27 protein-coding genes are annotated in these 25,284 nt (G+C 30.7%); 11 read left to right on the forward strand and 16 right to left on the reverse strand.

Translation table 11 applies throughout. The features are described from left to right. Positions 1 to 22 precede the first annotated feature (22 nt). The 4 genes from ASC44_RS03880 (at position 23) to ASC44_RS03895 (ending at position 5,136) form a co-directional block, all read left to right on the forward strand. Complete coding sequence (locus ASC44_RS03880) at positions 23 to 817, forward strand: SDR family oxidoreductase (protein ID WP_055446308.1); 795 nt, start codon at positions 23 to 25, stop codon at positions 815 to 817. Positions 818 to 854: 37 nt separating this feature from the next. Then, complete coding sequence (gldG, locus tag ASC44_RS03885) at positions 855 to 3,248, forward strand: gliding motility-associated ABC transporter substrate-binding protein GldG (RefSeq protein ID WP_055446309.1); 2,394 nt, start codon at positions 855 to 857, stop codon at positions 3,246 to 3,248. A 167-nt stretch (positions 3,249 to 3,415) separates the two neighbouring features. Beyond that, positions 3,416 to 4,534: a DNA polymerase III subunit beta gene (dnaN, locus tag ASC44_RS03890; RefSeq protein ID WP_055446310.1), complete on the forward strand. Its 1,119-nt coding sequence runs from the start codon at positions 3,416 to 3,418 to the stop codon at positions 4,532 to 4,534. A gap of 224 nt (positions 4,535 to 4,758) precedes the next feature. Beyond that, positions 4,759 to 5,136 (forward strand): hypothetical protein, encoded by a 378-nt coding sequence (locus ASC44_RS03895; RefSeq protein WP_055446311.1) that lies wholly within the window; start codon positions 4,759 to 4,761, stop codon positions 5,134 to 5,136. Between the two features lie 113 nt (positions 5,137 to 5,249). On the opposite strand, the gene ASC44_RS03900 is transcribed toward ASC44_RS03895, so the two are convergent. The 7 genes from ASC44_RS03900 to ASC44_RS03930 form a co-directional block, all read right to left on the reverse strand. Continuing rightward, entirely contained in the window at positions 5,250 to 5,471 is a 222-nt protein-coding gene (locus ASC44_RS03900) for a glycine zipper domain-containing protein (RefSeq protein ID WP_055446312.1), read from the reverse strand. A gap of 4 nt (positions 5,472 to 5,475) precedes the next feature. Next, positions 5,476 to 5,814, reverse strand: a complete 339-nt coding sequence (locus ASC44_RS03905) for a DUF4870 domain-containing protein (protein WP_055446313.1) — start codon at positions 5,812 to 5,814, stop codon at positions 5,476 to 5,478. Positions 5,815 to 6,338: 524 nt separating this feature from the next. Further along, positions 6,339 to 6,755 (reverse strand): YeeE/YedE family protein, encoded by a 417-nt coding sequence (locus tag ASC44_RS03910; protein WP_055446314.1) that lies wholly within the window; start codon positions 6,753 to 6,755, stop codon positions 6,339 to 6,341. 4 nt (positions 6,756 to 6,759) lie between these two features. Further along, the gene (locus ASC44_RS03915) at positions 6,760 to 7,314 is read right to left on the reverse strand and encodes a YeeE/YedE family protein (protein WP_055446315.1); all 555 of its coding nucleotides are present in this window, start codon (positions 7,312 to 7,314) and stop codon (positions 6,760 to 6,762) included. Positions 7,315 to 7,326: 12 nt separating this feature from the next. Further along, positions 7,327 to 8,742, reverse strand: coding sequence for an MBL fold metallo-hydrolase (locus tag ASC44_RS03920; protein ID WP_055446316.1), 1,416 nt, complete (start codon positions 8,740 to 8,742; stop codon positions 7,327 to 7,329). 112 nt (positions 8,743 to 8,854) lie between these two features. Continuing rightward, entirely contained in the window at positions 8,855 to 9,649 is a 795-nt protein-coding gene (locus tag ASC44_RS03925) for a sulfite exporter TauE/SafE family protein (RefSeq protein WP_055446317.1), read from the reverse strand. Between the two features lie 68 nt (positions 9,650 to 9,717). Continuing rightward, positions 9,718 to 10,350, reverse strand: a complete 633-nt coding sequence (locus tag ASC44_RS03930; protein WP_055446318.1) for a Crp/Fnr family transcriptional regulator — start codon at positions 10,348 to 10,350, stop codon at positions 9,718 to 9,720. 249 nt (positions 10,351 to 10,599) lie between these two features. Between ASC44_RS03930 and ASC44_RS03935 the strand changes: the two genes are divergently transcribed. Genes ASC44_RS03935 through ASC44_RS03945 form a run of 3 tightly spaced genes read left to right on the forward strand, consistent with a single transcriptional unit; the run spans position 10,600 to position 15,606 of the window. Then, positions 10,600 to 11,019, forward strand: a complete 420-nt coding sequence (locus tag ASC44_RS03935; protein ID WP_055446319.1) for a response regulator — start codon at positions 10,600 to 10,602, stop codon at positions 11,017 to 11,019. Between the two features lie 42 nt (positions 11,020 to 11,061). Then, positions 11,062 to 13,776 carry a TonB-dependent receptor gene (locus tag ASC44_RS03940; protein ID WP_241491397.1) on the forward strand — a complete coding sequence of 905 codons (2,715 nt, stop codon included), beginning with the start codon at positions 11,062 to 11,064 and terminating at the stop codon, positions 13,774 to 13,776. Continuing rightward, the gene (locus ASC44_RS03945; RefSeq protein WP_055446320.1) at positions 13,777 to 15,606 is read left to right on the forward strand and encodes a YfiR/HmsC family protein; all 1,830 of its coding nucleotides are present in this window, start codon (positions 13,777 to 13,779) and stop codon (positions 15,604 to 15,606) included. A gap of 1 nt (position 15,607) precedes the next feature. Here the strand turns inward: ASC44_RS03945 and ASC44_RS03950 are convergent, their stop codons facing one another. Continuing rightward, a complete protein-coding gene (locus tag ASC44_RS03950; RefSeq protein ID WP_055446321.1) occupies positions 15,608 to 16,384 on the reverse strand; it encodes a M90 family metallopeptidase in 777 nt (258 codons plus the stop codon). A 106-nt stretch (positions 16,385 to 16,490) separates the two neighbouring features. Between ASC44_RS03950 and ASC44_RS03955 the strand changes: the two genes are divergently transcribed. Both ASC44_RS03955 and ASC44_RS03960 read left to right on the forward strand, forming a co-directional pair. Continuing rightward, entirely contained in the window at positions 16,491 to 17,156 is a 666-nt protein-coding gene (locus tag ASC44_RS03955) for an HAD family hydrolase (RefSeq protein ID WP_055446322.1), read from the forward strand. Positions 17,157 to 17,241: 85 nt separating this feature from the next. Next, the gene (locus ASC44_RS03960) at positions 17,242 to 18,441 is read left to right on the forward strand and encodes a sensor histidine kinase (protein ID WP_055446323.1); all 1,200 of its coding nucleotides are present in this window, start codon (positions 17,242 to 17,244) and stop codon (positions 18,439 to 18,441) included. Between the two features lie 136 nt (positions 18,442 to 18,577). On the opposite strand, the gene ASC44_RS03965 is transcribed toward ASC44_RS03960, so the two are convergent. The 6 genes from ASC44_RS03965 to ASC44_RS18020 all read right to left on the reverse strand — a co-directional run bounded on the left by ASC44_RS03965 (position 18,578) and on the right by ASC44_RS18020 (position 21,757). Then, complete coding sequence (locus ASC44_RS03965) at positions 18,578 to 18,784, reverse strand: family 16 glycosylhydrolase (RefSeq protein ID WP_055446324.1); 207 nt, start codon at positions 18,782 to 18,784, stop codon at positions 18,578 to 18,580. 64 nt (positions 18,785 to 18,848) lie between these two features. Beyond that, a complete protein-coding gene (locus ASC44_RS03970; protein WP_152973262.1) occupies positions 18,849 to 19,232 on the reverse strand; it encodes a hypothetical protein in 384 nt (127 codons plus the stop codon). A 1-nt stretch (position 19,233) separates the two neighbouring features. Further along, positions 19,234 to 19,653: a hypothetical protein gene (locus ASC44_RS03975; RefSeq protein ID WP_055446326.1), complete on the reverse strand. Its 420-nt coding sequence runs from the start codon at positions 19,651 to 19,653 to the stop codon at positions 19,234 to 19,236. A gap of 11 nt (positions 19,654 to 19,664) precedes the next feature. Then, positions 19,665 to 20,084, reverse strand: coding sequence for a GreA/GreB family elongation factor (locus tag ASC44_RS03980; RefSeq protein WP_055446327.1), 420 nt, complete (start codon positions 20,082 to 20,084; stop codon positions 19,665 to 19,667). Between the two features lie 25 nt (positions 20,085 to 20,109). Further along, on the reverse strand, positions 20,110 to 21,414 hold the full coding sequence (locus ASC44_RS03985; protein WP_055446328.1) for a Glu/Leu/Phe/Val family dehydrogenase: 1,305 nt from the start codon (positions 21,412 to 21,414) through the stop codon (positions 20,110 to 20,112). A gap of 178 nt (positions 21,415 to 21,592) precedes the next feature. Beyond that, on the reverse strand, positions 21,593 to 21,757 hold the full coding sequence (locus ASC44_RS18020; protein WP_161805000.1) for a hypothetical protein: 165 nt from the start codon (positions 21,755 to 21,757) through the stop codon (positions 21,593 to 21,595). Between the two features lie 272 nt (positions 21,758 to 22,029). Here ASC44_RS18020 and ASC44_RS03990 point away from each other — a divergent pair, with 272 nt between their 5' ends. Together ASC44_RS03990 and ASC44_RS03995 are read left to right on the forward strand one after the other, a co-directional pair. Further along, on the forward strand, positions 22,030 to 22,413 hold the full coding sequence (locus ASC44_RS03990; RefSeq protein ID WP_055446329.1) for a VOC family protein: 384 nt from the start codon (positions 22,030 to 22,032) through the stop codon (positions 22,411 to 22,413). Between the two features lie 11 nt (positions 22,414 to 22,424). Then, complete coding sequence (locus tag ASC44_RS03995; protein ID WP_055446330.1) at positions 22,425 to 22,838, forward strand: SRPBCC domain-containing protein; 414 nt, start codon at positions 22,425 to 22,427, stop codon at positions 22,836 to 22,838. Between the two features lie 7 nt (positions 22,839 to 22,845). Here ASC44_RS03995 and ASC44_RS04000 read toward each other — a convergent pair whose 3' ends face one another. Both ASC44_RS04000 and ASC44_RS04005 read right to left on the reverse strand, forming a co-directional pair. Beyond that, positions 22,846 to 24,174 carry a sigma-54-dependent transcriptional regulator gene (locus ASC44_RS04000; protein WP_055446331.1) on the reverse strand — a complete coding sequence of 443 codons (1,329 nt, stop codon included), beginning with the start codon at positions 24,172 to 24,174 and terminating at the stop codon, positions 22,846 to 22,848. A gap of 11 nt (positions 24,175 to 24,185) precedes the next feature. After that, entirely contained in the window at positions 24,186 to 25,274 is a 1,089-nt protein-coding gene (locus ASC44_RS04005) for a sensor histidine kinase (RefSeq protein ID WP_055446332.1), read from the reverse strand. Positions 25,275 to 25,284 lie beyond the last annotated feature (10 nt).

A 25,284-nucleotide genomic window follows, 5' to 3' on the forward strand; every position in this document is an offset into this window, starting at 1 on the left:
TACGATTAATCAATTTTAAATTATGAGTTTCAATAATAAAGTGATTTGGATTACTGGAGCCTCTTCCGGAATAGGTAAGCATTTAGCTATTGAATGTTCTAATCTAAACGCCAAACTTATTCTATCTTCTAGAAATTTAGACTCTTTAAAAGCGGTTAAAGCACTTTGTAAAAACCCTGATAATATTAAATTAATTACATTAGATCTAGAAAACTACACTACTTTAGAAACTAAAGTAACCGAAGCCATATCTTGTTATGGTTCTATAGATATTCTTGTAAATAATGGAGGTATTAGTCAGCGTTCTTTAGCCAAAGAAACAAGCGTAGAGGTTGACAAACGCATAATGGATATTAATTACTTAGGAACTATTGCTTTAACAAAAGCACTATTACCACATTTTATTAAGCAACAAAATGGTCATTTTGTAGTTACAACAAGTATTGTAGGTAAAATAGGCACACCTTTACGTTCTAGTTATGCAGCAAGTAAACACGCTTTACATGGTTTTTTTGATAGCTTGAGAGCCGAAACACATAAAGATAACATAGCTGTAACTTTGGTTTGTCCTGGTTTTGTTAACACCAACATATCTTTAAATGCTTTAACTGGTAATGGCAAAGCACAAAACAAAATGGATACTGCTACCAAAAACGGAATAGCACCGGAACGCTTTGCACAATTAATGGCTAAAGCCATATATAAAAAGAAGCAAGAAGTTTATATTGCTGGGTTTAAAGAAAAATTGGGCGTTTATACAAAACGTTTTTTTCCAAAATTGTTATCTAAAATGATACGTAAATTAAGCGTAACCTAAATTTAGTAAGTACTTTTACAAAAACATTAAAATTTAAATGCTAGCACTCTTAAAAAAAGAAATAAACTCATTCTTCGCTTCTCCAATAGGTTATTTGGTGATTGCTATATTCTTATTATTAAACGGCTTGTTTTTGTGGCTCTTTAAAGGAGAATTTAATATTTTAGATTATGGTTTTGCAGACCTTTCGTCTTTCTTCTTATTGGCACCTTGGATACTTATTTTCCTTATTCCTGCTGTTACTATGCGTAGTTTTAGCGATGAAAAAAAACAAGGTACTCTAGAACTTTTATTAACTAAACCTATTTCGCATTTACAAATTGTACTTGGTAAATATTTTGGTGCTTTTTTATTAATAGTCTTAGCACTTATTCCTACACTTCTATATGTTTATACGGTTAACCAATTAGGAAAACCTGTAGGTAATTTAGATGTCGGTAGCACATTAGGTTCGTATTTTGGGCTTTTATTTTTAGTAGCTGCTTATACCGCTATTGGCATCTTCTCCTCTACTTTAAGCGATAACCAGATTGTTGCTTTTATTATCGCTGTTTTTCTTTGTTTCTTATTTTATGTTGGTTTCGAAGGCCTAGCAGATATTTTAGGTGGTTTTGTAGAACAAATAGGTATGGCTGCTCATTTTAAAAGTATGAGTCGTGGTGTTTTGGATACACGAGATATTATTTATTTTTTAAGTGTTACAGCTTTATTTATCTTCTTAACCGTAAAACGTATTAATGCGGAAGGTTCTCAACCTGTAAAATGGTTACATATTGCCATATTACCAATAGCCTTAATTGTTTTAAATGTTGGTAGTGCTTCTTTATATCAACGTTTTGATTTGACTTCAGACAGTCGCTATACCTTAAATCAAGCCTCTTTAAATGTAGTTAAAGAAGTAGATTCTCCTATAGTAATCGATGTGTTTTTAGAAGGTGATGATTTTCCTTCGGAATTTAGAAGACTTCAAACTGAAACAAAACAGTTGTTAGAAGAGTTTACAGCCTATAATAGTAACATAAAATTCAATTTTATAAATCCTATTGAAGATGAAGCCACTAGAGATCGCGCTATTGCCCAACTTACAGAACGTGGTTTAACACCAATGCAGTTAAGCGTTCAAGAAAATGGTAAGCAATCGCAACGTGTTATTATTCCTTGGGCTTTGGCTAGCTACAATAACCAAACGGTAGATATTCCTTTGGTTAAATATAAGGTAAATGCAAATCAACAAGAATTAGTAACCAATTCTGTACAACATTTAGAATATGCTTTTGCCGATGGTTTAAGCAAACTAGTAAACCCAAAACGTAGAAAAATTGCTGTTTTAAAAGGTAATGCTGAGTTAGAAGATATTAAGATTGCCGACTTTCTAAAAACACTTGGTCAATACTATTACATTGCTCCTTTTACTTTAGATAGTGTTGCTACAAATCCACAAAAAGCTTCGAAATCGCTTAATACTTACGATTTAATAATTGCTGCAAAACCTACCGAAGCATTTTCTGAAGAAGAAAAATATGTGCTCGATCAATACACCATGAATGGCGGAAAAAGCCTCTGGCTTATAGATCAAATTAACATGGAGAAAGACAGTTTATTTAATCCGCAAGGCATGAATGTTGCCGTACCACGCGATTTGAATTTAACCAACTTCTTTTTTAAATATGGCGCTCGAATAAACCCTTTACTAACAAGTGTTAAGAGCCAAAATATTGGAAGAATAACCTTAGAAACTGGTCAAGATGAAAGTTTAAAGCTCCAACATTTTTTATGGCCTTATTCGCCTTTAGCATTAAGCGATGTAAACCATCCTATAACAAATAACATAAACTTTGTTAAGTTTGATTTCGCAAGTCAAATAGACACGCTTAAAAACGATATAAAGAAGACTATTCTACTTAAAAGTGATAAACCAAGTCGCTTAGAAGGTACTCCTAAAGAAATTAGTTTAAGTTTTGCTTTACAAGAACCGCCTTCAGAATTATTCACAAAAGATAGACAGAATCTTGCAGTGCTATTAGAAGGTGAATTTACTTCGGTTTACAACAATCGAGTAAAGCCACTTCAACTTGAAAATGACAAAACAAAAAGTCCTGAAACTAAAATGATTATTATAGCAGATGGAGATGTTATTAAAAACGATTTAGACAAAGGAAGACCAACCGCTTTAGGCTTCGATAAATGGACAAAAGAAACGTATGGAAACAAAGAATTCTTGCTTAATGCTGTCAACTACCTTTTAGATGACGACGGACTTATAAACATTCGAAGCAAAGAAGTAAAAGTTGCTTTCTTAGATCAAGCGAAAATTGCAAAGGAAAAAACCAAATGGCAAACCATAAATATTGTATTGCCTTTATTGCTTTTAGGCTTGTTTGGGATTGTTTTTAACTTTTTAAGAAAACGTAAATACACTAAAAAAGCTTAAAATTAGTATCACATATTTTTTGTTTTCATAAAAAAAATCTGTTAATAAGTTTGTTTCCGTTTTAGACTGTTAAACTCTATATTTGTAGTAAGATTAAGTTTGCTTTATATTTATTTATCAACCATTCTTAAAACCGTAATACAGACCATAAATACCACATAAATAAGATGAAATTTATAGTATCAAGTACATATTTGCTTAAGCAATTACAAGTATTAGGAGGTGTAATTAATAGCTCTAATACTTTACCAATTTTAGATAATTTCCTTTTTGATATTGAAGACAATTCACTAACTGTTTCAGCAAGTGATTTAGAAACAACAATGTCTTCTAAATTAGATATTGAAAGTGATAGCAAAGGAAGTGTTGCTATTCCTGCTCGTTTATTATTAGATACTTTAAAAACGTTTCCTGAACAACCGTTAACGTTTACAGTTGAAGAAAATAACACAGTAGAAATTAGCTCTAACCATGGTAAATATGCTCTAGCATATGCAGATGGTGCTGAGTTTCCAAAAGCTGTTGCTTTAGAAGATCCTTCTAGTACAACAATAGCTGGACATATTTTAGCAACTGCTATTAGTAAAACTATTTTTGCTGCTGGTAACGATGATTTAAGACCAGTAATGAGTGGTGTTTTCTTTCAGTTTTCTACAGACAATTTAACGTTTGTTGCTACAGATGCTCACAAACTAGTTAAATACACACGTGAAGATGTTTCTGCTTCTCAAGTTGCAGAATTTATTATGCCTAAAAAGCCTTTAACTTTGTTAAAAGGAATTTTAAATGCAAGTGAAGAAAATGTAACTATTGATTATAACGATTCTAATGCAAAATTCACATTTGAGAATACAGTATTAATTTGTCGTTTAATTGATGGTAAATATCCTAATTACGAAGCGGTAATCCCAAAGGAAAATCCGAATAAATTAAGCATCGATCGTACACAGTTTTTAAACTCTGTAAAGCGTGTTAGTATTTTCTCTAACAAAACAACACACCAAATTAGATTAAAAATTGCTGGTGCAGAACTTAATATCTCTGCGGAAGATATCGATTACTCTAATAAAGCGGAAGAACGTTTAACTTGTGATTATCAAGGAGACGATATGCAAATTGGTTTTAACTCTCGCTTTCTAACAGAAATGTTAAATAACCTTAGTGCTACAGATGTACAATTAGAAATGAGTATGCCTAACAGAGCTGGAATTTTAACGCCTATTGATGGATTAGATGAAGGTGAGCATGTAACAATGTTAGTAATGCCAGTAATGCTAAATAGCTAAACTATTAAAGAACATAAATAAGCCTTTCTTAAATAGAAAGTTTTAATATACTATTAAACACAACTTATATTTAGGTTGTGTTTTTTTTTATAATTAGCTATGTTAGAAGTTAAAATTTGATATAATTTAAGAATCCTTAAATTATTTTAATATATTTATGCCTATTATTTTTAATAGAACTCTTAATTCTCTGAAGAAAATTAAGTTAAATTATACATACCGTTATGAAGTTCAAGCTAAAGTCAATATTATTAACGCTATTATGTGCAATAACATTAGCATGCAGTAGTGACGACGATAATACAATTGAGAGTCCTAGCAGTGATTCTCTAATTGGAGAATGGCTAAGAAATGATTTTAATGAAAATATTCAATATAAACTTACTTTTAACACAGATAATACTGTATTAAGAACCTTTAGTACTCAAACTAACGATGATGCTATATCTACAGCATCTTCTTACAATTGGACTATTAGTAATGATATAATTACAATAGAAAACTTTGAAAATAACACAAACGCTTCCACTGGATATGAATTCCTATCGAATGAAACTGTTGTTTTAACTGGCTTATCTGAATTTGAATTTGTAAGACAGTAAAAAAAAAATTATACTACTTTATGAAAATTAAAAAACGCAACCTTTTCGGGTTGCGTTTTTCTTTATCTTAAAATAAAATTCAACTAATTAACAAAATTAAAAGATAAAGGTATTTATTTTTGATTTTTACTAATTTCGGACCCTTCTTTAATTTTAGAGCCATAAACAATTGCTACAACTATTCCTATAGTGATTCCTATGGGTATTCCTAAACTAATCCAAGTGCCTACGTCATTTTTTAATGCTCCAATAACTGCACCCATTGTTATACCTAAAGAACATCCTAATGCTATTCCTAGACCAACGTATTTAGTGGTTTTACTTTCGCTATTCATGGTATTAATTTATGAAATTATAACTAAAAGGGTATGATGGATTCTCACCATTGTTTGCTTTAATAGCGTTGATTATTGGAAACAATACTGAGATTACTCCTAAAATAGCAAAGCCTAAAAGACCAAGTCCAAATAATAATATTAATGGAATACAAATTATAAAGTTTACAATTAAACTTAATTGGAAATTAATAATTTCCTTTCCTTGTTCGTCTATCTGGTAATCTTCGTCCTTTTTAGTAAACCATATTATTAAAGGAACAATAAGTCCTCCAAAACCCGTTATTGCAGTTAACAATTGACTTAAATGGGTTATTACTAATAATTGTCTGTCTTCTTTCATAGTGTTTTGATTTAGTATGCTGAAATAGATTCAGCTGATTGATTGATACTAATAAGACGCAGGAACTTATAAAATGTTACAAGAAAATATAAAAACAAACTTTTTATTTATAGTTTCAATAAAAAACTATTTACTTAAAACATTGTAAAACACAACTAAATAAAATATTGCTATTTTTTAAAAAGTATAAAAACTTAAAACAACCTGTAACCTAAAAAAACACTACGCGTTGAAAAATAAAAAACTACGACTTACATCCTATTGACGTCTTTTATAGTTGTTATTTAATATTAGCTCTCGCTTTTAATAGCTCAGTAATCCTTTATAACTGGTTAAAGTCTGTAGTTTAAATATCTCTAAGAAATTTTACAACCGAGTATATTTGCGTTAGCGATTGAACGGTTTGTTTGAGCTCCTTTTTGCTTTTCGAAAAAAGAGCGAGTAGAGAAAGTGCTCCCGATAGCTATCGGGATTGTGGTAACGCCCTAATTTATATTTTTAATACTAAAAAAACCAAACCGTTTTTAATGCGGCAACTTATTTCTCAAAGCACCATAAACAAAAGTGCCTAAAAGTGCTCCTAGAATTAAAACTAAAATACTTGGCAACATAGAACCTAACAATACATACATAGGACCTGGACAAGCACCTGCTAGTGCCCAACCTAAGCCAAAAATAACACCACCAGCAATGTATCTTGTAAAGCCTTTTTCTTTTGGGTTAATAGTGATTTTGTTTCCACTAAAATCTTTAGTATCATTATATTTAAAATACTTAACCATTACTATACCTATAGCAATGGCCGAACCAATAATGCCATACATATGAAAGCTTTTAAACTGAAACATTTCGTAGATACGAAACCATGAGGCTACTTCAGATTTAATAAATAATATACCAAGGAATAAACCAATTCCGAAAAATGATAAAAATTTCTGCATAACTCTAAAAGATTAAAGGAAATATTAAATGAACCATTACTAAACCACCAATAAAAAAGCCAACTACAGCAATTAACGATGGTAATTGTAAATTACTTAAACCCGAAATAGCGTGACCAGAAGTACAACCTCCGGCATAACGTGCTCCAAAGCCAACTAAAAAACCGCCAATTAATAAAATAGAAAAACCTTTAATGGTTAATAAGCTATCTAAACTGAATAATTCTGTAGGTAAAAATGCTGAATTGGTACTATTAATTCCTAACTCTTGAAGTTGTGCAACTACGTCAGGATTTATTTGTGGAGCTGTTGGAGATAAAAACTGTAACGCTACAAAACCACCCAGAATAACTCCTGCAACTACATATAAGTTCCAGATGTCTTTTTTCCAATCGAATTTAAAAAAATCGACAAATTTCCCAGCTCCACCAATAGAACACATGGTTCTTAGATTTGAAGACATTCCGAACTTTTTACCCATTTTCATGAGTAAAAACATAGTAAGTGCTATTAACGGTCCAGCCACATACCATGGCCAAGTACTGTATATAAAATCCATATAATAATTGAATTATTTTTTTAATGTTGTAGGACAAACAAAATCTGAAACTGGAATACCAGCTTGTTTTATGGCTCCCATTCCTCCTGCTACATCTACTAAATTATGAATTCCTCTACTTTTTAAAATAGAAGCTGCAATTACAGAACGATAACCACCTCCACAATACACATAAAAAGGTTCCTTCTCAGGAAATTCTGTTAAATGCGCATTTAAATTATCTAAAGGTGTGAAATTTGCTTTTTCTACGTGTCCTGCAATAAACTCTCCTTCTTTTCTTACATCGAAAACTGGAATAGTCTCTTTTTCTAATCTGTTTTTAAATTCATTGGCAGAAATAGAGATTAAATTATCTGTTTCTTTACCTGCTGCTGTCCAGGCTTCTATTCCACCTTCTAAAAACCCTAGAGTATTATCGAAACCAACGCGAGATAATCTTGTAATAGCTTCCTCTTCATTTCCTTTGTCTACAACCAATAACAATGGTTGTTTTACATCTGCAATTAATGCACCAACCCATGGCGCAAAACCACCTTTAAGTCCTATAAATATAGAACGTGGAATGTGGTTTTTTATAAATTCTGACTGATGGCGTACATCTAATACTAGTGCTTCAGTTTCGTTTGCTGCTGCTTCAAAAGCTTCTGGAGAAAGTGCTCTTGAACCTTTTTCTATTACTGTATCAATATCTTCGTAACCTTCCTTATTCATTTTTACATTTAAAGGAAAATATTTTGGTGGAGGTAATAAACCATCTGTTAACTCTTTTACAAATTCAGCTTTAGTCATGTCTGCTCGTAAAGCGTAATTCATTTTCTTTTGGTTCCCCAAAGTATCTACAGTTTCTTTCATCATGTTTTTTCCACAAGCTGAACCTGCTCCATGACCTGGATATACAGTAACATCGTTTGCTAGTGGTATAATTTTAGTTCGAAGACTATCGAAAGATAAACCTGCAAGGTCTTCCATAGTCATATCTGCTGCTTTTTGCGCTAAATCTGGTCTACCAACATCTCCTAAAAACAAAGTATCGCCACTAAAAATGGCATGATCTTTTCCGTTTTCATCTTTTAATAAATAGGTTGTGCTTTCCATAGTATGACCAGGAGTATGCAAAGCTGTAATAGTTACTTTCCCTAGTTTAAATACTTGACCATCTTTAGCTATTATAGCTTCGAAAGATGGATTAGCTGTTGGGCCATAAACAATTGGAGCACCAGTTTCTTTAGATAAAGTGACGTGTCCAGAAACGAAATCTGCATGGAAATGTGTTTCGAAAATATATTTTATCTTAGCGTTACTGTCTTCCGCTTTAGCGATATAATTTTTAACTTCACGTAAAGGATCTATAATTGCTACTTCTCCTTCACTCTCTATGTAATATGCACCTTGTGCAAGGCAACCTGTATATATTTGTTCTATTTTCATTTTAATCTTATTTTAAATTTCACCTAAAACTCATTTGCTTTAGTTCTATTTATTTTTAATTCTTCAAATTTACTAATGTTTTTAAATTTCTATAGTAACTTAAGTTACATACTTATAAAACCAACTCCTTTAAAATGATATAAATTGACATTGCTAATACAAACCAACCAAAACTCTTTTTTAATTTTTTTCCTGAAACATATTTAGAAAAATAACCGCCTACTAAAATTCCAATTATTGTTAATAGAGAAAATGATAGTAGAAAAAACCAATCTACATCTAATGTTTGTACATCTCCATAAAAACCTATTAATGAGTTTATAGCTACAATTATTAAAGAGGTACCTACTGCTTTTTTCATGTCTAAACCAGCCCAAAGTACTAATGCTGGCACATATAAAAAACCACCTCCTGCTCCAATTAAACCTGTAATAGTACCTATAATAATACCTTGGACAAAGGTTTTATAATAAGGCTGAGTACTTTTATTGTTCTCATTTCTTTGTTTTGACTTTATCATAGAAAAAGCTGCCAAAAACATGATTAACGCAAAAAATATCATGATTGCCATTCCTTTTGTTAGTGTAAAATCACCAACTGTAAACAGTGTTTCTGGAATTGCAGGAACTAAAAACCGTCTTGAGAGATAGACTGCCATAAATGAAGGAAAACAAAAGGACAATCCTGTTTTAAAATCTACTAACCCTTTTTGGTGTTTTTGAATAACACCGACTAGAGATGATGAACCCACTACAAATAATGAATATGCAGTTGCTACTACTGGATTAAATCCTAAAAAATACACCAGTAAAGGCACAGTAAGAATTGATCCTCCTCCTCCAATCAAGCCTAAAATAGCGCCTATAAAAAAAGCGCCTAAGTAAGTTATTATTTGTTGTACATCCATTTTTAAAACCAGTTATGGGACAAATTTAATTAACTTATTAAGTGTATTTAGTAACAATAGTTACACTACTATAAATCAATGATTTTTATATTATTTCTATACAATTCTATTTTGCCTTTAATTTCTAAAGTTTTTAGTAGTCTAGAAATCACTACGCGAGAGGTGTGCAAATCGCCAGCAATTTGTTTATGCGTAACATGTATTACATCACTATGATTAACCATTGCCTTGTCTTTAAGGTACTTAAACAAACGTTCGTCCATTTTTAGAAACGCAATAGTGTCTATGGCCTCAAGAAGTTCTGTCATACGGTCATGATAACTTTGCAAAATAAATTGTTGCCACGTTTTATATTTACCCAGCCAAGATTCCATTTTTTCAACAGGAATCATTATTAACTTTGTATCCGTTTCTGTAATCGCTCTAATTTCACTTTTAGAATTACCTATACAACATGATAATGTCATTGCACAAGTATCACCTTGTTCAATAAAGTATAGAATTAACTCATCTCCTTTATCATCTTCTCGAAGAATTTTAATTGCTCCTTCTATTAGTAGAGGCATCGATTTAATATAATCTCCAATCTCTATTAATTTTGTGCCTTCCGAAAGTTCTTTATATATCCCAACTTTATTAATTTCTTGAAGTAATTCGTCTTCAAATAAATAACCATATTGTTCAGTAAGTGCTTTTAACATAAGTCTATTTTCCTTTTGCAAATTTACTACTTTGCCTTTCGTTTAAAGTAAAAAACGTTATATTTATCGCAAATCAACTAGCTAAAATGACTCTTTATTATTACTACTGTACTAGTAAAAAAATCATATAATTCTTAAAATTAGACACATAAAAACCATTTCACTGTGTTTTTTTTGCCTTTAAACGAAGATTAGTTATGCGCTAGTGCAAATTAATAGTTGACATATAATATCTATTATTTTTACAAAATGGAAAAGGTTATTGAATGTGTTCTACTAATTGACGATGATAAAGTTACAAACTTTTATAACAAAAGAGTTGTTAGTAAAATTAATAATTTCAAGGAAATAAATACGGCTACTAACGGTCAAAAAGCTTTAGATTATATAAATAATTCTAAAAATGGACTGTGTAAAAAACCTGATTTAATTTTTTTAGATATTAATATGCCTGCTATGAATGGTTGGGAGTTTATTGAGGAATTTAAGAAAATAGATACCTCTTTTACTTCGAGTATAAAAATAGTAATGCTTACCACTTCTAATAGTCCTGAGGATTATGAAAGGTCTTTAACTCTTGATAGTGTTGACGATTTTATAAACAAACCTTTATCTATTGATTTACTATCAAATCTTATAGAACACCATTATTCTATTAAAATATATTAATTTAGCGATTCTAACTAATTTTTATTTAAAACTTTAGCATCTGTGAATCCCTCAATACAATTAAGAAAAAATTATTTACTATTCTTTCTTTTCTTTTCCCTAATTAGTCTTTCCGCTCAAAACAGAGCGACTATTAATGGCGTGGTCTCAGACGATTATGGCGCATTACCTGGAGCTACTGTTACTATTGAAGGTACTACTTATAAAACAACTACAGATTTAGATGGTGGTTATACTTTTAGTTTAGAAGAAGGTGATTATATTGTTGTTGCGTCGTTTGTAATGTATGAAACTAAAGCAAATGCATTGAGCCTTAAAGTAGGCGAAACCATTTTACAAGATTTTAAATTAAAAACTGGTTTCTCTATGGATGAACCCGTTTCTTTAGGTACAAGAGCAAAACCACAATCTTCATTAAAAAATACGGCTGCGGTAGATATTATTTCTCCACAAGAAATAACTAATGCTTCTCAAATTGAATTAAGTCACTTACTCCATTATATTGTTCCATCATTTCATTCTACAAATCAAACTATTGCCGATGGTACAGACCATATCGATCCTGCTACATTAAGAGGTTTAGGACCAGATCAAGTATTAGTATTAATTAATGGTAAGCGTAGACATAACAGTGCTTTACTTAATGTTAATGGAACCGTTGGGCGTGGTACTGTTGGTACAGATTTTAATGCAATACCGGTAGCTTCAATAGAACGTATTGAGATTTTAAGAGATGGAGCTACATCCCAATATGGGTCTGATGCCATTGCGGGAGTTGTTAATATAATTTTAAAAGAACAAGTAGAAACTATAGAAATAGATGCTCGTTATGGTTTAAATACAGAAGGTGACGGGAAATCTGTTTATATGGGAACAAATTTCGGATTTAAAGTTGGAAATAAAGGTTTTATAAATGTTACTGGAGAATACAGAAAAAAGGATGCAGTAAATAGAGCTGGAAATTATACTGGAAGCGTCTATTCTAATGATCCAGAAGAAGATGCTGTTTTAATTGCCGAAAATAATTTTTTTAGTACTACAGGTTTTGAAAACAAACAAGTTATGGAAATAGGTAGTGCTGAAACTCAAAACTTATCTGTGTTTTTTAATAGCGAATTACCTCTTTCTAATAATTCGAAATTCTATTTTCATGGTGGAAGAAATTATAGAGAAGGAAAATCTAAAGGTTTTTTTAGGTTACCAAAAGATGAAGACAGAGTTGTTTTAGAACAATACCCAAATGGTTTTTCTCCTGAGATTTTAACAGATATTCAAGATGATGCCATTGTTTTAGGTTTTAAAGGTGTTAAAAACAAATGGGATTTAGACTTTAGTCATTCTATTGGAAAAAACAGTTTAGATTATACCGTTAATAACTCTAACAATGCCTCGCTTGGTATTGCATCTCCTCATACATTCTATTCTGGAGGATTTCAATACAAACAAAGTACTTCTAATATTGATATCTCACGAAAGTACGATTGGTTAAAAGGATTAAACGTAGCATTTGGTGCAGAAATTAGAGTAGAAAACTATCAAATTATTGCTGGAGAAGAAGCGTCATATATAGATGGAGAAGAAACTTATATAGATGGAAATGGAGATGAACAACCAAGAATTCCTGGTGCTCAAGTATTTCCAGGTATACAACCCGAAAATGAATTGAGTCGTTTTAGAACAAACTCTTCTGCTTACGTTGACCTAGAAACAAATATTACAGATAAATTTCTGGTTAAAACTGCTGCTAGATACGAGTCTTATAACGACTTTGGAGGTCAGTTAATTTACAAAGTATCGGGTCGTTATGCTTTTAATGATAATATTAGTTTAAGAAGTGGTTATGCTACAGGATTTAGAGCTCCATCGTTACATCAAGTTTATTTTCAAAACATAAGTTCACAGTTTATAAATGGTGAAATTGTACAAGTTGGTACTTTTAATAATGAAAGTGCGATTGCATCTGAAGCTTTTAAAATTGGCGAATTAAAACCTGAGCTATCAAATCATTTTAGTACCGGTTTAAGTGGTAAAATAAAGGAGAACTTTACTTTTACCATAGATTATTATTATATAAAAATTGAAGATCGTATTGTTTTATCTGGACGTTTTGCTGAAGGCTACGAGACAACTTTAGAGCCTTTTAATGTGAGTGCTGCACAGTTTTTAACTAATGCTATCGACTCTAAAACTAATGGTTTTGATGCCGCTTTAAATTATAAAACACCTATTAACAATGGAATGTTTAATGCCTCTTTTGGTGCTAACTTTACAAAAACAAAGGTTGTAGGACCTATAAAGGTGTCCGAATCCTTAATTGGTCAAGAAGAAGTATTATTTAATAGAGAAGAAGTTGCTAGAGTTGAGAGCTCTCAACCTAATTTTAAAATGAATACCAATTTTTCTTATAAAATTAATGCTCTTAAAATACAATTAAACAACACCTATTTTGGCGAAGTAGATTTTGTACATCCATCTGATGGTGACCAAAATAATTGGGTTACAAATACATTAACTAATGTAATAGAAACTAGAGATCAAACATTTACTCCTAAATTATTAACAGATTTACTTTTATCTTATCAATTAAATAAACAAACAGTTTTAACAATTGGTGGAAACAATATTTTTAATGTATATCCAGATAAACAGAAACACTCTGCTAACATAGATGATGGTAGTTTTATTTACAGTAGACGTGTACAACAGTTTGGAGTAAATGGCGCTAATTATTATATACGTGCTCATATTAAATTATAAATGATTAATAAAGAATCTAAAACAAAACACTTTACATTAAAAATAATAGTAGCGTTACTATTGCTTCCATTACTTGGTTATTCTCAAGAAAGTAATGACAACCAGCAAGTAAAAAGGCTACAACGCGCTATTTTTATATTTAATTTTGCAGAGCAAGTAACTTGGGAAAACCAAGATACTGATTCCAATTTTAATATAGGTGTTTTAGGTCCAGACCGTACTTTTATAGATTTATCATCCCTTTCTACAAAGCGTAAGATAAACAATAAGGAAGTAAAAATTGTTAGATTTAATAGTGTAAAAGACATTGCTAATATTCAGCTGTTATACGTTAATAAATCTTTTAATTTCGATATTGATTATATTTTAAATAAGATATCAACTCAAAATATCCTTTTAGTTAGTGAGGACTATAGTTACAAGACCTCAATGATTAATATGGTTAATATTGGGAATACTTTTGAGTACGAAATAAATAATAATTTATTGAGTAAAGAGAATTTCTCGATAGCAAATTCTTTAAATAAACATAGTATTAGTTCTTCAGAAAAATGGAAAAAACTATTTAAAACTACGGAAGCTTCTTTAGAGGAAAGCAAGAAACTAACAGCCGAAAAACAAGCAGCTCTTATAAAGAAAGAACAAGAACTAAATAATAAAAAAGAAGCTATTGCTAATCAAAAAAACACAATAACAGAGCAAAAGGATTCTATAAAAACTGTAAAAAGTTTAGCTAATAAAAGAAAAAAATGGCTAGACCTCTTATCTCAAGAAAACAATTTACAAAAGCAAGCATTAGACTCTAAAATAGCAATAGAGTTAGAACTAGAACAAACTATTTTATCTCAATTAGAAATACTTAAAAATCAAGAAGTCAAAATTAATTCTAGCAATGCTCTTCTACTAAATCAAGAAGACAGTATTAAGCAACAACAGATTAAAATTAAAGAAAACTCGGCCATTTTATTAGGAAAAAACCATGAGATAAAGACGCAACGTAATATTAATTACTTGCTTATTGGTATAGTATTGTTAGCACTACTAGGTGCTTTTTTATTATATAGAAATTTTAAGATAAAGAAAGAGCTGGCAGAAACACTTAAGATTAAAAATGCAGCAATATTAAAACAATCTAAACAACTTGAAGTTAAAAATAATGAACTAGAGCAATTTGCTTATATAGCGAGTCATGATTTAAAAGAACCCTTAATTACTATTTCAAGTTTAATAGATATTTTAGTTGAAGATTATGGCGAAAAATTTGATGAAGAAGGACGTTTAAGTCTAATCTATGTAAAAGAGTCTAGTGATAGAATGAAAAAACTAATAGAAGGCATTCTCTCTTATTCTAGATTAGGAAAGTCTAAAGCGTTTTTAGACCTAGATTGCAATACACTAATTAGTATACTTCGCGCAGATTTAAGCCACGTATTTAAACGTACAAAAACCAAACTTGAAACCTCAAACTTACCAGTAATAAAAGGAGACGAATTAGAAATAAGACTGCTTTTTCAAAATTTAATTAGTAATGGTATTAAGTTTACCAAACCTGATGTTACTCCGTTAATAAAAATCGATTCTGAACAAACAGTTATTAACGACGTAAATTTTTGGAAATTCTCTGTTACAGATAATGGTATTGGAATTCCGGAAAAACACAAAGAACGTATCTTCTCTATTTTTCAACGTTTACACTCTAGAGAAGAATACGAAGGTACAGGAATTGGATTAGCACATTGCAAGAAAATTGTGGAGTCTCATGGCGGAAAAATATGGTTAGAATCGGATGTTGGTATAGGCACAACTTTCTTTTTTACAATCCCTGTTTAAATTAAACTCTATTTTTAGGTTGCTGAAAACATTGTGAAAGCATTGCATGCAATTCTGGATGTTTTTGTTTAAATAACTTTGGCCTTTCAAAAAAATACTCTGAAGCTACGGCAAAAAACTCTGCCTCACTTGTACCTCCATATTTTCTAATATCAGATGCATCATTATTAATAGCTTCCATTTCTTTATGCATTAGTTCTAACCAAGGTGAAATATATTCTTTCCCAAGAAAAAACTCGGGAACACCATCTGTTTGCCCGTCCATTTTATCAAGTAAATGAACAAATTCATGAACAGGAGTATTATGTTTATCTGTTTTATTATTAAAAGCTAAACGAATTGCTTTTTTAGAAAGAATCATTTGTTTCTCGAACTGGCCTGTACCAACCATTCCTAAAATCTGTTTGTTTTCATCTTTATCAGAAAATTGCAAGTCTTCATTAAAGCTATCTGGATATACAATAATACCTGTTAAATTATTATAACTCCAATTAGAAAAACCAAATACCGGAATAATTCCGCTAGAAGCAATAAGTATCCTATCTAATTCTTCAATCTCTGTATTAACACCTTCTATATTGATTTCACTTAAAAAAAGCATCATTCTTTTTCTAAATATTAATTGGTTCTCTTTAGATAGATTTTTATAAAAGAGAACTTTCTTAACTAATATGGAGTGCCAATGTTTAGGTACCTTTTCTACTTTTTTAGGTTTCATTTTAGAAAAAGCATAGATTACAAAAATCACAAATACTATAAAAATAAGCGTATAAATCATGTTCTTAGGTTATTGCTGCAAAATATTCTAAAAATGAGAGAGAAAAAAATATATGTTTAGTTAATAAAGTGTGCTTAATAATTATCTTAGCACAAAAACTATAAGAATGCTAAAAGCTGTTTTATTCGATATGGATGGTGTTATCGTAGATACCGAACCTTTACATAAAAAAGCCTATTTTTTAATGTTTGATGCCTTTAATATTGATGTTTCAAACCAATTATACGAATCCACTACAGGACAGTCTACTATTAATGTATGTAAAAAACTTTGTGAGATTTTTGATTTAGAAAATAGTCCTGAAGAATTAGTACAATGTAAACGTGATTTTTTTAAGGACTTATTTCATAGCGATCCCAGTTTACAGCTTATTGATGGTGTCCTAGAATTAATAAAAAACTACTACAATAATGGACTAACGTTAGTACTCGCCTCTTCTGCCTCTATGCCTACGATTAATAATGTTTTTAATCGTTTTGAATTAAACCAGTATTTTAAAGCTAAAATTAGTGGAGCAGATTTGAAAGCCTCAAAACCTCATCCTGAAATTTTTGAAAAAGCCGCAGAACTAGCAGTGTTTCCAAGAGAAAACTGTATGGTTATTGAGGATTCTACAAATGGAATTAAAGCCGCAAAATCTGCAGGTATTTTTTGTGTTGGTTACAATAGTTTTCATTCAAAAAACCAAGATTATAGCTTAGCAAATTTAGTTGTAAATGATTTCTCTCTTATTTTTTATGAAAAAATTAATAACTATTTAATTAAAAAATAAAACCTTGCAACCATCAATTGCGTAATTAATCTAACAAAATTACGTTTCGACGATTAAAATTGAGTAAATTTAACAAATCCTACTAATGATTGAGCCAAAATTCCCTGATAATGAATATGAAAGGCAGCGTGCTGTAGAACGTTATGACCTTTTAGATTCTCTTCCTGAAGAAAGTTATGATAACATTACTGAAATAATGTCTTACATAACTAAAGCTCCTATTTCGTTAATTACGCTATTAGATAATGATCGAAATTATATAAAATCTAATTGTGGATTCCCTCTTAATGAATCACCTAGAAACATCTCTTTTTGTGGACATGCCATTGAATCTGAAGATGAAATAATGATAGTTGAAGATGCCAGAAAAGACAAACGTTTTCATGATAATCCTCTCGTAGAAAACCATGAAGCCATCTTTTATGCTGGTGTACCATTGGTAAGTCCTGAAGGTTATAAATTAGGCACATTGTGTATATATGACCATGAACCGCGACAGTTAGATGAAGCGCAAAAGAAAGCATTATTATCAATGTCTAAGCAAGTTGTTAGCCTATTCGAACAACACAAGCAAAATAAGACTCTAAAGAATATTAAATATAAATTAGAAAAAAGGAATCTAGAATTAGACAAGTTCGCTTCTGTTGTTTCACATGATTTAAAGTCACCTTTAGCCAACATAATCTCTCTAACAGAATTGTTAGAACAAGAGAATGCCGGTAAACTAAATGAAGAATCAAAGACTTATCTTAGTTATTTAAAAAACTCATCTTCTTCATTAAAAGATTATATTGATGGTATCTTAAAATATTATAAAGATGATATCTTACATAGTTATAAAAAAGAAACTTTAACTCTCAGTACATTAATATCGGAGGTGAAAAAAATTGCGGTTCCAAAAAACGACATTAAACTTGAGTATTCAGAAAACTTAGAAGTTTTAAATATAAATAAACCTGTTGCGCTCCAAGTTTTAGTTAATTTAATTACAAATGCAATAAAATATAATGACAAGAGTACCACAGAAGTAACAATAGGTCTTGAAACTTCAAATACTCATTATCACTTTAGCGTTAAAGATAACAGTAAAGGAATCCCACTTAATCATTTAAATACAATTTTCGATTTATTTACAACCTTAGGTCAAATTGATAAAGATGGAAATATTGGTACAGGAATTGGCTTAGCTACTGTAAAAAAATTAGTAGAAAGTCAAGGAGGAGAGATTTCTGTAATTTCTACAGAAGGTGTTGGTAGTACTTTTAGTTTTAGTATTGAGAAATAAAAAAGTGCATTTAGATAACTAAACACACTTTACAATTATTAAATATTAAAAACCTTTACATAATCAATAACAAACTCTTGGGGCAGTATACTATCATCAACTTCCGGTCCCCAAAAACCACCTCCAATAGCTAAATTTAATATGATATAAAATGGCTTGTTGTAAGGCCAAGTCTTATCGTTTTTATTTCTGGATTAAAAGTATAGACCAGCTTAGAATCTATAAAAAACTCTATTTTATCTTTATTCCATTTGGTTTTGTAAACATTAAAACCTTCTTCTATATTTTCGTCTACAGTTATTTTTGTGTTTTTAGATTGCCCAAAGCTATCTGATGTAGGCAATGTTGGATTAATTTAATCCAACATCTTTGTAAATTTGTTACTATAAACAGAACTTAGCTTATGATTAATTACGTTTAAACCTTTTAAGTAACGTGTAATACTGATTCTTAAAAGTATTAAAATGCTCTACTAAAACTATATAACTCTCTCGCTTTTGTTCGTGAACTTTTAGTCGGTTTATATCATATTCTGTTTTACCATATTCAAACTCTCTTTTGAGCTCTTGATCATACTTACATAAATTAGCCATTAACATTACATTTTTTCTTCGTAAGGCTAGAATTTCATTAGAAACCGAATTGATTTTTATGAGTTGCTTTTCTATAGCACTTAAATGATCTAGTTCTATGCTTAAGCTTTCTAAAACGTTATGCCAAGAAGATAACTCGTTCAAGTCCTTTTTTATACAAAGTCTTCGATGTAAATCTATTTTATGTAATGTTATCAAATTAATTAGTTTTTACAAAAGTAAATCGACCTTGTACCTTATTAAAGAACTCATCTTTAAGCTTTCTATATTTATCTAAATGATATAAATATGTTCTTCTATAGCTTTCGTGCTCTGTAATATATACCATATCACATTCTGTATCTTCACACTCAACAATATTTAATCTAGAGTTTGAATATTTTTTAAGAGCATTAAATAGCACTTCATTTTCAACGTGCTTTTTTTCGAATCGTACAAAAACACTACTATCGTCTAACTTATCGTTGAGTTCGTTTTTACAAATATTAATAAGGTTTGTTATTTCTTTATTAATATATTTTAAATGATTTATCCAATTATCAAGTTCCATAGTATTCACCTTATGTGTAACATCTACATTAGTATCATGGTTGAATATTTCAATATTTTCTGATTTCATAATATTAAGTTTTAAATAACAATGTCTAAGCCTTTTAATGTGTCTTCTTTTTTAACATCCAGAATCTTAAGTTTTTGTTTCCCTCCCGGGAATTCCCAATCTACTATATCTTCTTTAGAATAACCAAAAAGAGCTGCTCCCATAGGTGCTAAAACAGAAACCTTATTTAACGACAAATCTTTATCTTGAGGAATAACAACTTGTAACATTCTTTCCCAACCTTTATCGGATTTTACCGTTACAATACTATTAAATCTCACCACATCCATTGGCACTTCTTGATCATCTACAATGTTTGCTGTTTTAAGTTCGTCGGATAATTTTAATAAAGACTTTTGTACTTCGTGATCATCTGCATATCCCGAGATATTAAGTATGCGTTTTAAATAGACATACTCCTTTTTTTCTAAAATTAAACTTCCGTATTTCATAATAATTTTCTTAATAATTAATAAATCAAGGAAAAATCCCTCTTTGTATATATGCCTTTTCAATACGCTGTATTGCTATGCAAAATGCAGCTGTACGCATATCTACACCCTCATTTTTAGAATAATCGTAAACCTTGTTAAAAGACTCTTTCATCTTCTTATCTAGCTTAACCATAACTTCGTCTAATTGCCAGATTTCTCCATTTCGGTTTTGTAACCATTCAAAATAACTACCCACTACACCTCCTGAATTACATAAAATATCAGGAATAATAGAGATACCTCTTTCTAGAAGAATTTTCTCTCCCTCCACATTGGTAGGGCCATTTGCTCCTTCAGCAATAAGTTTCGCTTTTATTTTATGTGCATTCTCCTTAGTTATCTGGTTACCCAAAGCAGCAGGAATACAGATATCACAGTCTAAAGTGAAAAATTTGTTTTTCTCTACAATTTTAGAGTCTGGAAAATCGACAATGCTACCATCGTTAATACGACTATAGTTAAAGAGATCTTCTACTTTAATTCCTTTTTGATTTTGAACACTTCCAAAAGCATCTTGAACACCAACTAAAACCGCACCATCGTTTTCTAGGAAATGTGAAGCCCAATAGCCTACATTACCAAAACCTTGAACAATAAACCTTTTCCCTTTTAAGTTTGTTTCATTTTTTTCTGCCCAAAATTTTATTGATAAATACACGCCATAGCCAGTTGCTCTATCTCTACCTTCCAATCCTCCACTTCCATCTGGTTTACCTGTAACAACGTGTTGATTTGCTGTGCGTTCTGCTGGTGGACGTGTACTCATGTAAGTATCTGCAATCCAAGCCATAGTTTGGCTACTTGTATTAACATCTGGAGCTGGGATATCGTGTTCTGGTCCAATATTATCTGCTAGAGCAAACGTAAAACGCCTTGTAATACGCTCTAATTCTGTTTGCGAATATTTAGAAGGATCAATTTTAATTCCTCCTTTCCCTCCTCCATATGGCAAACCTGCTAATGACGTTTTCCAAGTCATCCACATAGCTAAAGCTCTAGCAGCATCAATATCTACTGTTGGATGATAACGCAAACCTCCTTTATATGGTCCTAATGCGTTATTGTGTTGTACTCTATAACCTGTAAAAATCTCAACATCTCCATTATCCATTTTTACTGGAAAATTTACTAGAATTTCATTGTTAGTTATACTTAATATTTTTCTAATATTTGGATGGAGATTAATATGGTCTGCAGCACTGTTAAACTGCTCCATTACATTATCCATCATACCTCTTACAGGTACTTTTTTAGTTGTTTTTTTCAAATCTACTGTTGCTATTGTCATTGTAAATGATTTTTAAAATTCCTATTTGAAATATCGATTTGTTATTGATCTCTCATTATATTTTTCAGTGATGTATTTTTTTCTTGAAGCTCTACTACTCGAATTTTTATTTATATCATTTCGAGTTGTTAATGCCGTAACTAATGTGTTGAAAATCATAATTTTTATTATTAAAATATTAAACTAATTCTAAAGCTCGTTTTGGTTGCTTTAAATTACCAATAATAGCTTTGCTTGGTTTGATTTCATCAAACTCACTACAAGACCAGACTTTCTCTTTCTGAGCTGTTAATGAACATGAATTGCTATGTATGCAACTCGGACAAATATTAAAGTGATTCATATTAAAACTTATTAATGTTATATAGATACCAAAAAGCAATGTGTATGCCAAAACAGTAATAATAGAGACTTAAAAGGTAAGAATACTATATAGATAAAGGGATTCAAGAATATAACACAAAGAGGAATAATTTTACGCAGTGGTACAAAATGCCCCAATTGAGTAAAAATGTATCATAAATTCCAGTTGAAAAAACGTAATAAATTAGAGTATCATTTTTTAATTTGGAATAACTCTTTTATATTTAAGGAGCAATTTTTAAAAATAACACTATGAAAATTAATCCTGTAGTTTGGTTCGAAATCTATGTAAACGATTTACAACGCGCTAGATTATTTTACGAAACCGTTTTTAAAACTGAATTAAGCGAATTACCAACTCCAGATACTGGACAGGACGTGAAAATGTTAGCTTTTCCAATGGAAATGCAAGGTGATGGCGCCTCTGGCGCTTTGGTAAAAATGAAAGGCTTCGAAGCTGGTGGTAACGGTACACTTGTATATTTAAGAAGTGATGACTGCTCCATTGAAGAAGGCCGAATATTAAAAAGCGGTGGTAAAATAGTACAATCTAAACAATCTCTTGGGGAATTTGGTTTTATGGTGTTAGCCTATGACACCGAAGGTAATATGTTTGGCATTCATTCAGAAAAATAAAAATCACAAAAATGAAGACTATAATTACAGTAGAAACCATAATAACCAGTAACATAGATATTGTATGGAACACTTTTATAAGTCCGAAACATATAAAAAAATGGCATACTGCTTCTCCAGAGTGGCATACTACCAAAGCAGAAAACAATTTAATAAAAGGTGGAGGCTTTAGCTCTAGAATGGAAGCTAAAGACGGTAGTTTTGCCTTCGATTTTGGTGGCGTTTACGATAAAATTATTACTAATCAGCTAATTTCTTATACTTTAGATGATGGACGAAGTGTATCTATTACTTTCACTAAAAAAGATAACACTGTTTTGATTACTGAGGCTTTTGAACCTGAAAACCAAAATCCCGTAAATATGCAAAAACAAGGTTGGCAAGCTATTTTGGATAATTTTAAAAAGTACGTTGAAACCGTGTAAATAGAGATTACTCTTCAAGTTTTATTCTAATGGTTTTACGGTCTATTCCAAGAATTTCAGCAGCTTTTGTTTTATTATTTGCTGTAGCTCTCAATACTTTTTCTATATATTGTTTTTCGATAACTTTTAAGGGTAATAATTCATCTTCAGAAAAACTTAATGTATATTTCAAATGTTCTGGTAAATGCGCTACATTAATAACTTTATCGCACATTATTACAGCACGTTGGATAACGTTTTCTAATTCTCTTATATTCCCAGGCCAATTGTAGCGTTTTAGAATAGTCATAGCCTCTTGTGTAATTTTAATATACCTGTCTTTATACTCTACTCCATATTTAAAGAGAAATTTATCGACTAATAACGTAATATCTTCTTTACGTTCTCGTAATGGTGCTATTTCAATTTCGACAACTGTAAGTCTATAAAACAAATCCTCTCTAAAGGTTTGTTTTATTATCATTTCTCTCAAGTTGCCATTTGTTGCTGCAATTATACGAATATCAATTTTTTCTGCTTTAGTAGCACCAACTCTAACTATTTCTTTCTCTTGTAAGACGCGTAATAATCGCGATTGCACAGCTAATGATGCATTGCCAATTTCATCTAAAAAAATGGTACCTCCATTTGCTGCTTGAAAAAAGCCTTCTCTATTAGTTTCTGCTCCTGTAAACGCACCTTTTAAATAACCAAATAATTCTGCTTCTAGAAGGTTTTCTGGTATTGCTCCACAATTAACTGCTATAAAAGGTGCTCTTGAAAATTTACCTTGGTAATGTATGGCTCTTGCAACTAACTCTTTACCGGTTCCGCTTTCTCCTTTTATAAAAATTGTAGCCTTATTATCTTTTACACGCTCTATAACCTGAATAACATTATTTATCTTTTCAGAATTACCAATAATCTCTCCGTAGGCTTTATTTATATCTATAGATTTACTTTTAGGTTGCAACTCTTTAGCTTCTGAAGGTTTTAAAGACTTATCTAAAGCACATTTTAATTCGTCTTTGGTAAACGGTTTTGTTAAATAATCTACAACTCCAGATTTAATAGCGGCTAAAGAATCTTGAACTGAAGGATAACCTGTAACTACTAATTTTGGCAGTTTTGGATAATGCTCAGACACAAACTTAATAAGTTCGGAACCATCCACTTCTGGCATTTTTAAATCGGTTATCAATAAATCGATACTAGTATCGCGTAAAATAGTAACCGCTTCTTTAACTGAAATGGCTTTAAAAACGTGATAATTCCATGATTGTAAATGACGTTGCAACAATTCTAATATGTTAACATCGTCATCTACAATAAGTATATTTTCTTTGCGTAATTGCATAGTTCTATTTATTATTTGGGAAGTATAACTGTAAAAATAGCTCCTTTATTTATATTATTTTCTGCAGTAATTTCACCTTTATGTGAAGCCACAATACCATGAACAACACTTAAACCTAAGCCAGAACCATCGCCAGTAGGTTTGGTTGTGAAAAATGGTTGAAAAATTTTATTTAAATCATCAGTCGTAAAACCTATCCCTTCATCGCTAATTTTAAGAATAATCTCATTTGCTGTGGTTTTAGCTTCTATAGTCACCAAACCGTTTACAGGCGAAAAATAAATAGCATTTATTAATAAGTTGAAAATAATTTGAGTTAATTGTATTGGATCTGCCTTTAACCACATTTCCTCTTCTTCAATTTTCACAATATATTTTACCTGCTCTTTTCTAAAAGTTGCATCTAGTAAATTAATAGCATTTTTAATATTAGGAACAAGGTTTACACTTTTCATTTCTTGAGGCATTTCGCATGCAAAAAACATAAGCTTCTTAACCACTTCTCTAGAGAAAATAGCATTTTTAATAATTTTATCTACATCTTCAGATTGTTTACTTTTAGGAGTTAAATCATCTTTTAGTAATTCGGCAAAGCCTAAAATATTAGCTAAAGGCGTGTTTAATTCATGTGCAATCCCAGCTGTTATTTCTCCTAAAATACCTAATCTATCGGCACGTTCCATTTGCCTCTTTAAAGATGTTTCATTTTTCTGAATCTCCAAACGCTCTAATAGATTCCCGATTTTCATTGCAATATTATCAAGAAGCAATTGTTCTTCATTTAAAAAATTTACTGTTTCAAATTTAGCACTATCTAAATGTGCTACTAATTGCCCTTTAACCTCATTAAAAAGACTGATTTCTGCATGAATTGATATTGTATTTCTTAATGTATCTTTTGTGGAAATAGTAACAATATTTGTAATTATCTCAATTTCAGTTTCTGTTGGGAATTGAAATCCTTTTTTTATACTAAAAGCAATTGCTTGAAGAGTATCTTCTATAAGTTCTGCATTTGCATTTACTATAATAGAAGACACTTCGTAAAGACATGTTAGCTCTTTTAACCGTTCTTGTAAAGCCTGCTCAGTAGTGTTCATATAATTACTT

It is taken from the genome of Lacinutrix mariniflava (genome assembly GCF_001418015.1).
Classification (GTDB): Bacteria; Bacteroidota; Bacteroidia; order Flavobacteriales; family Flavobacteriaceae; genus Lacinutrix; species Lacinutrix mariniflava.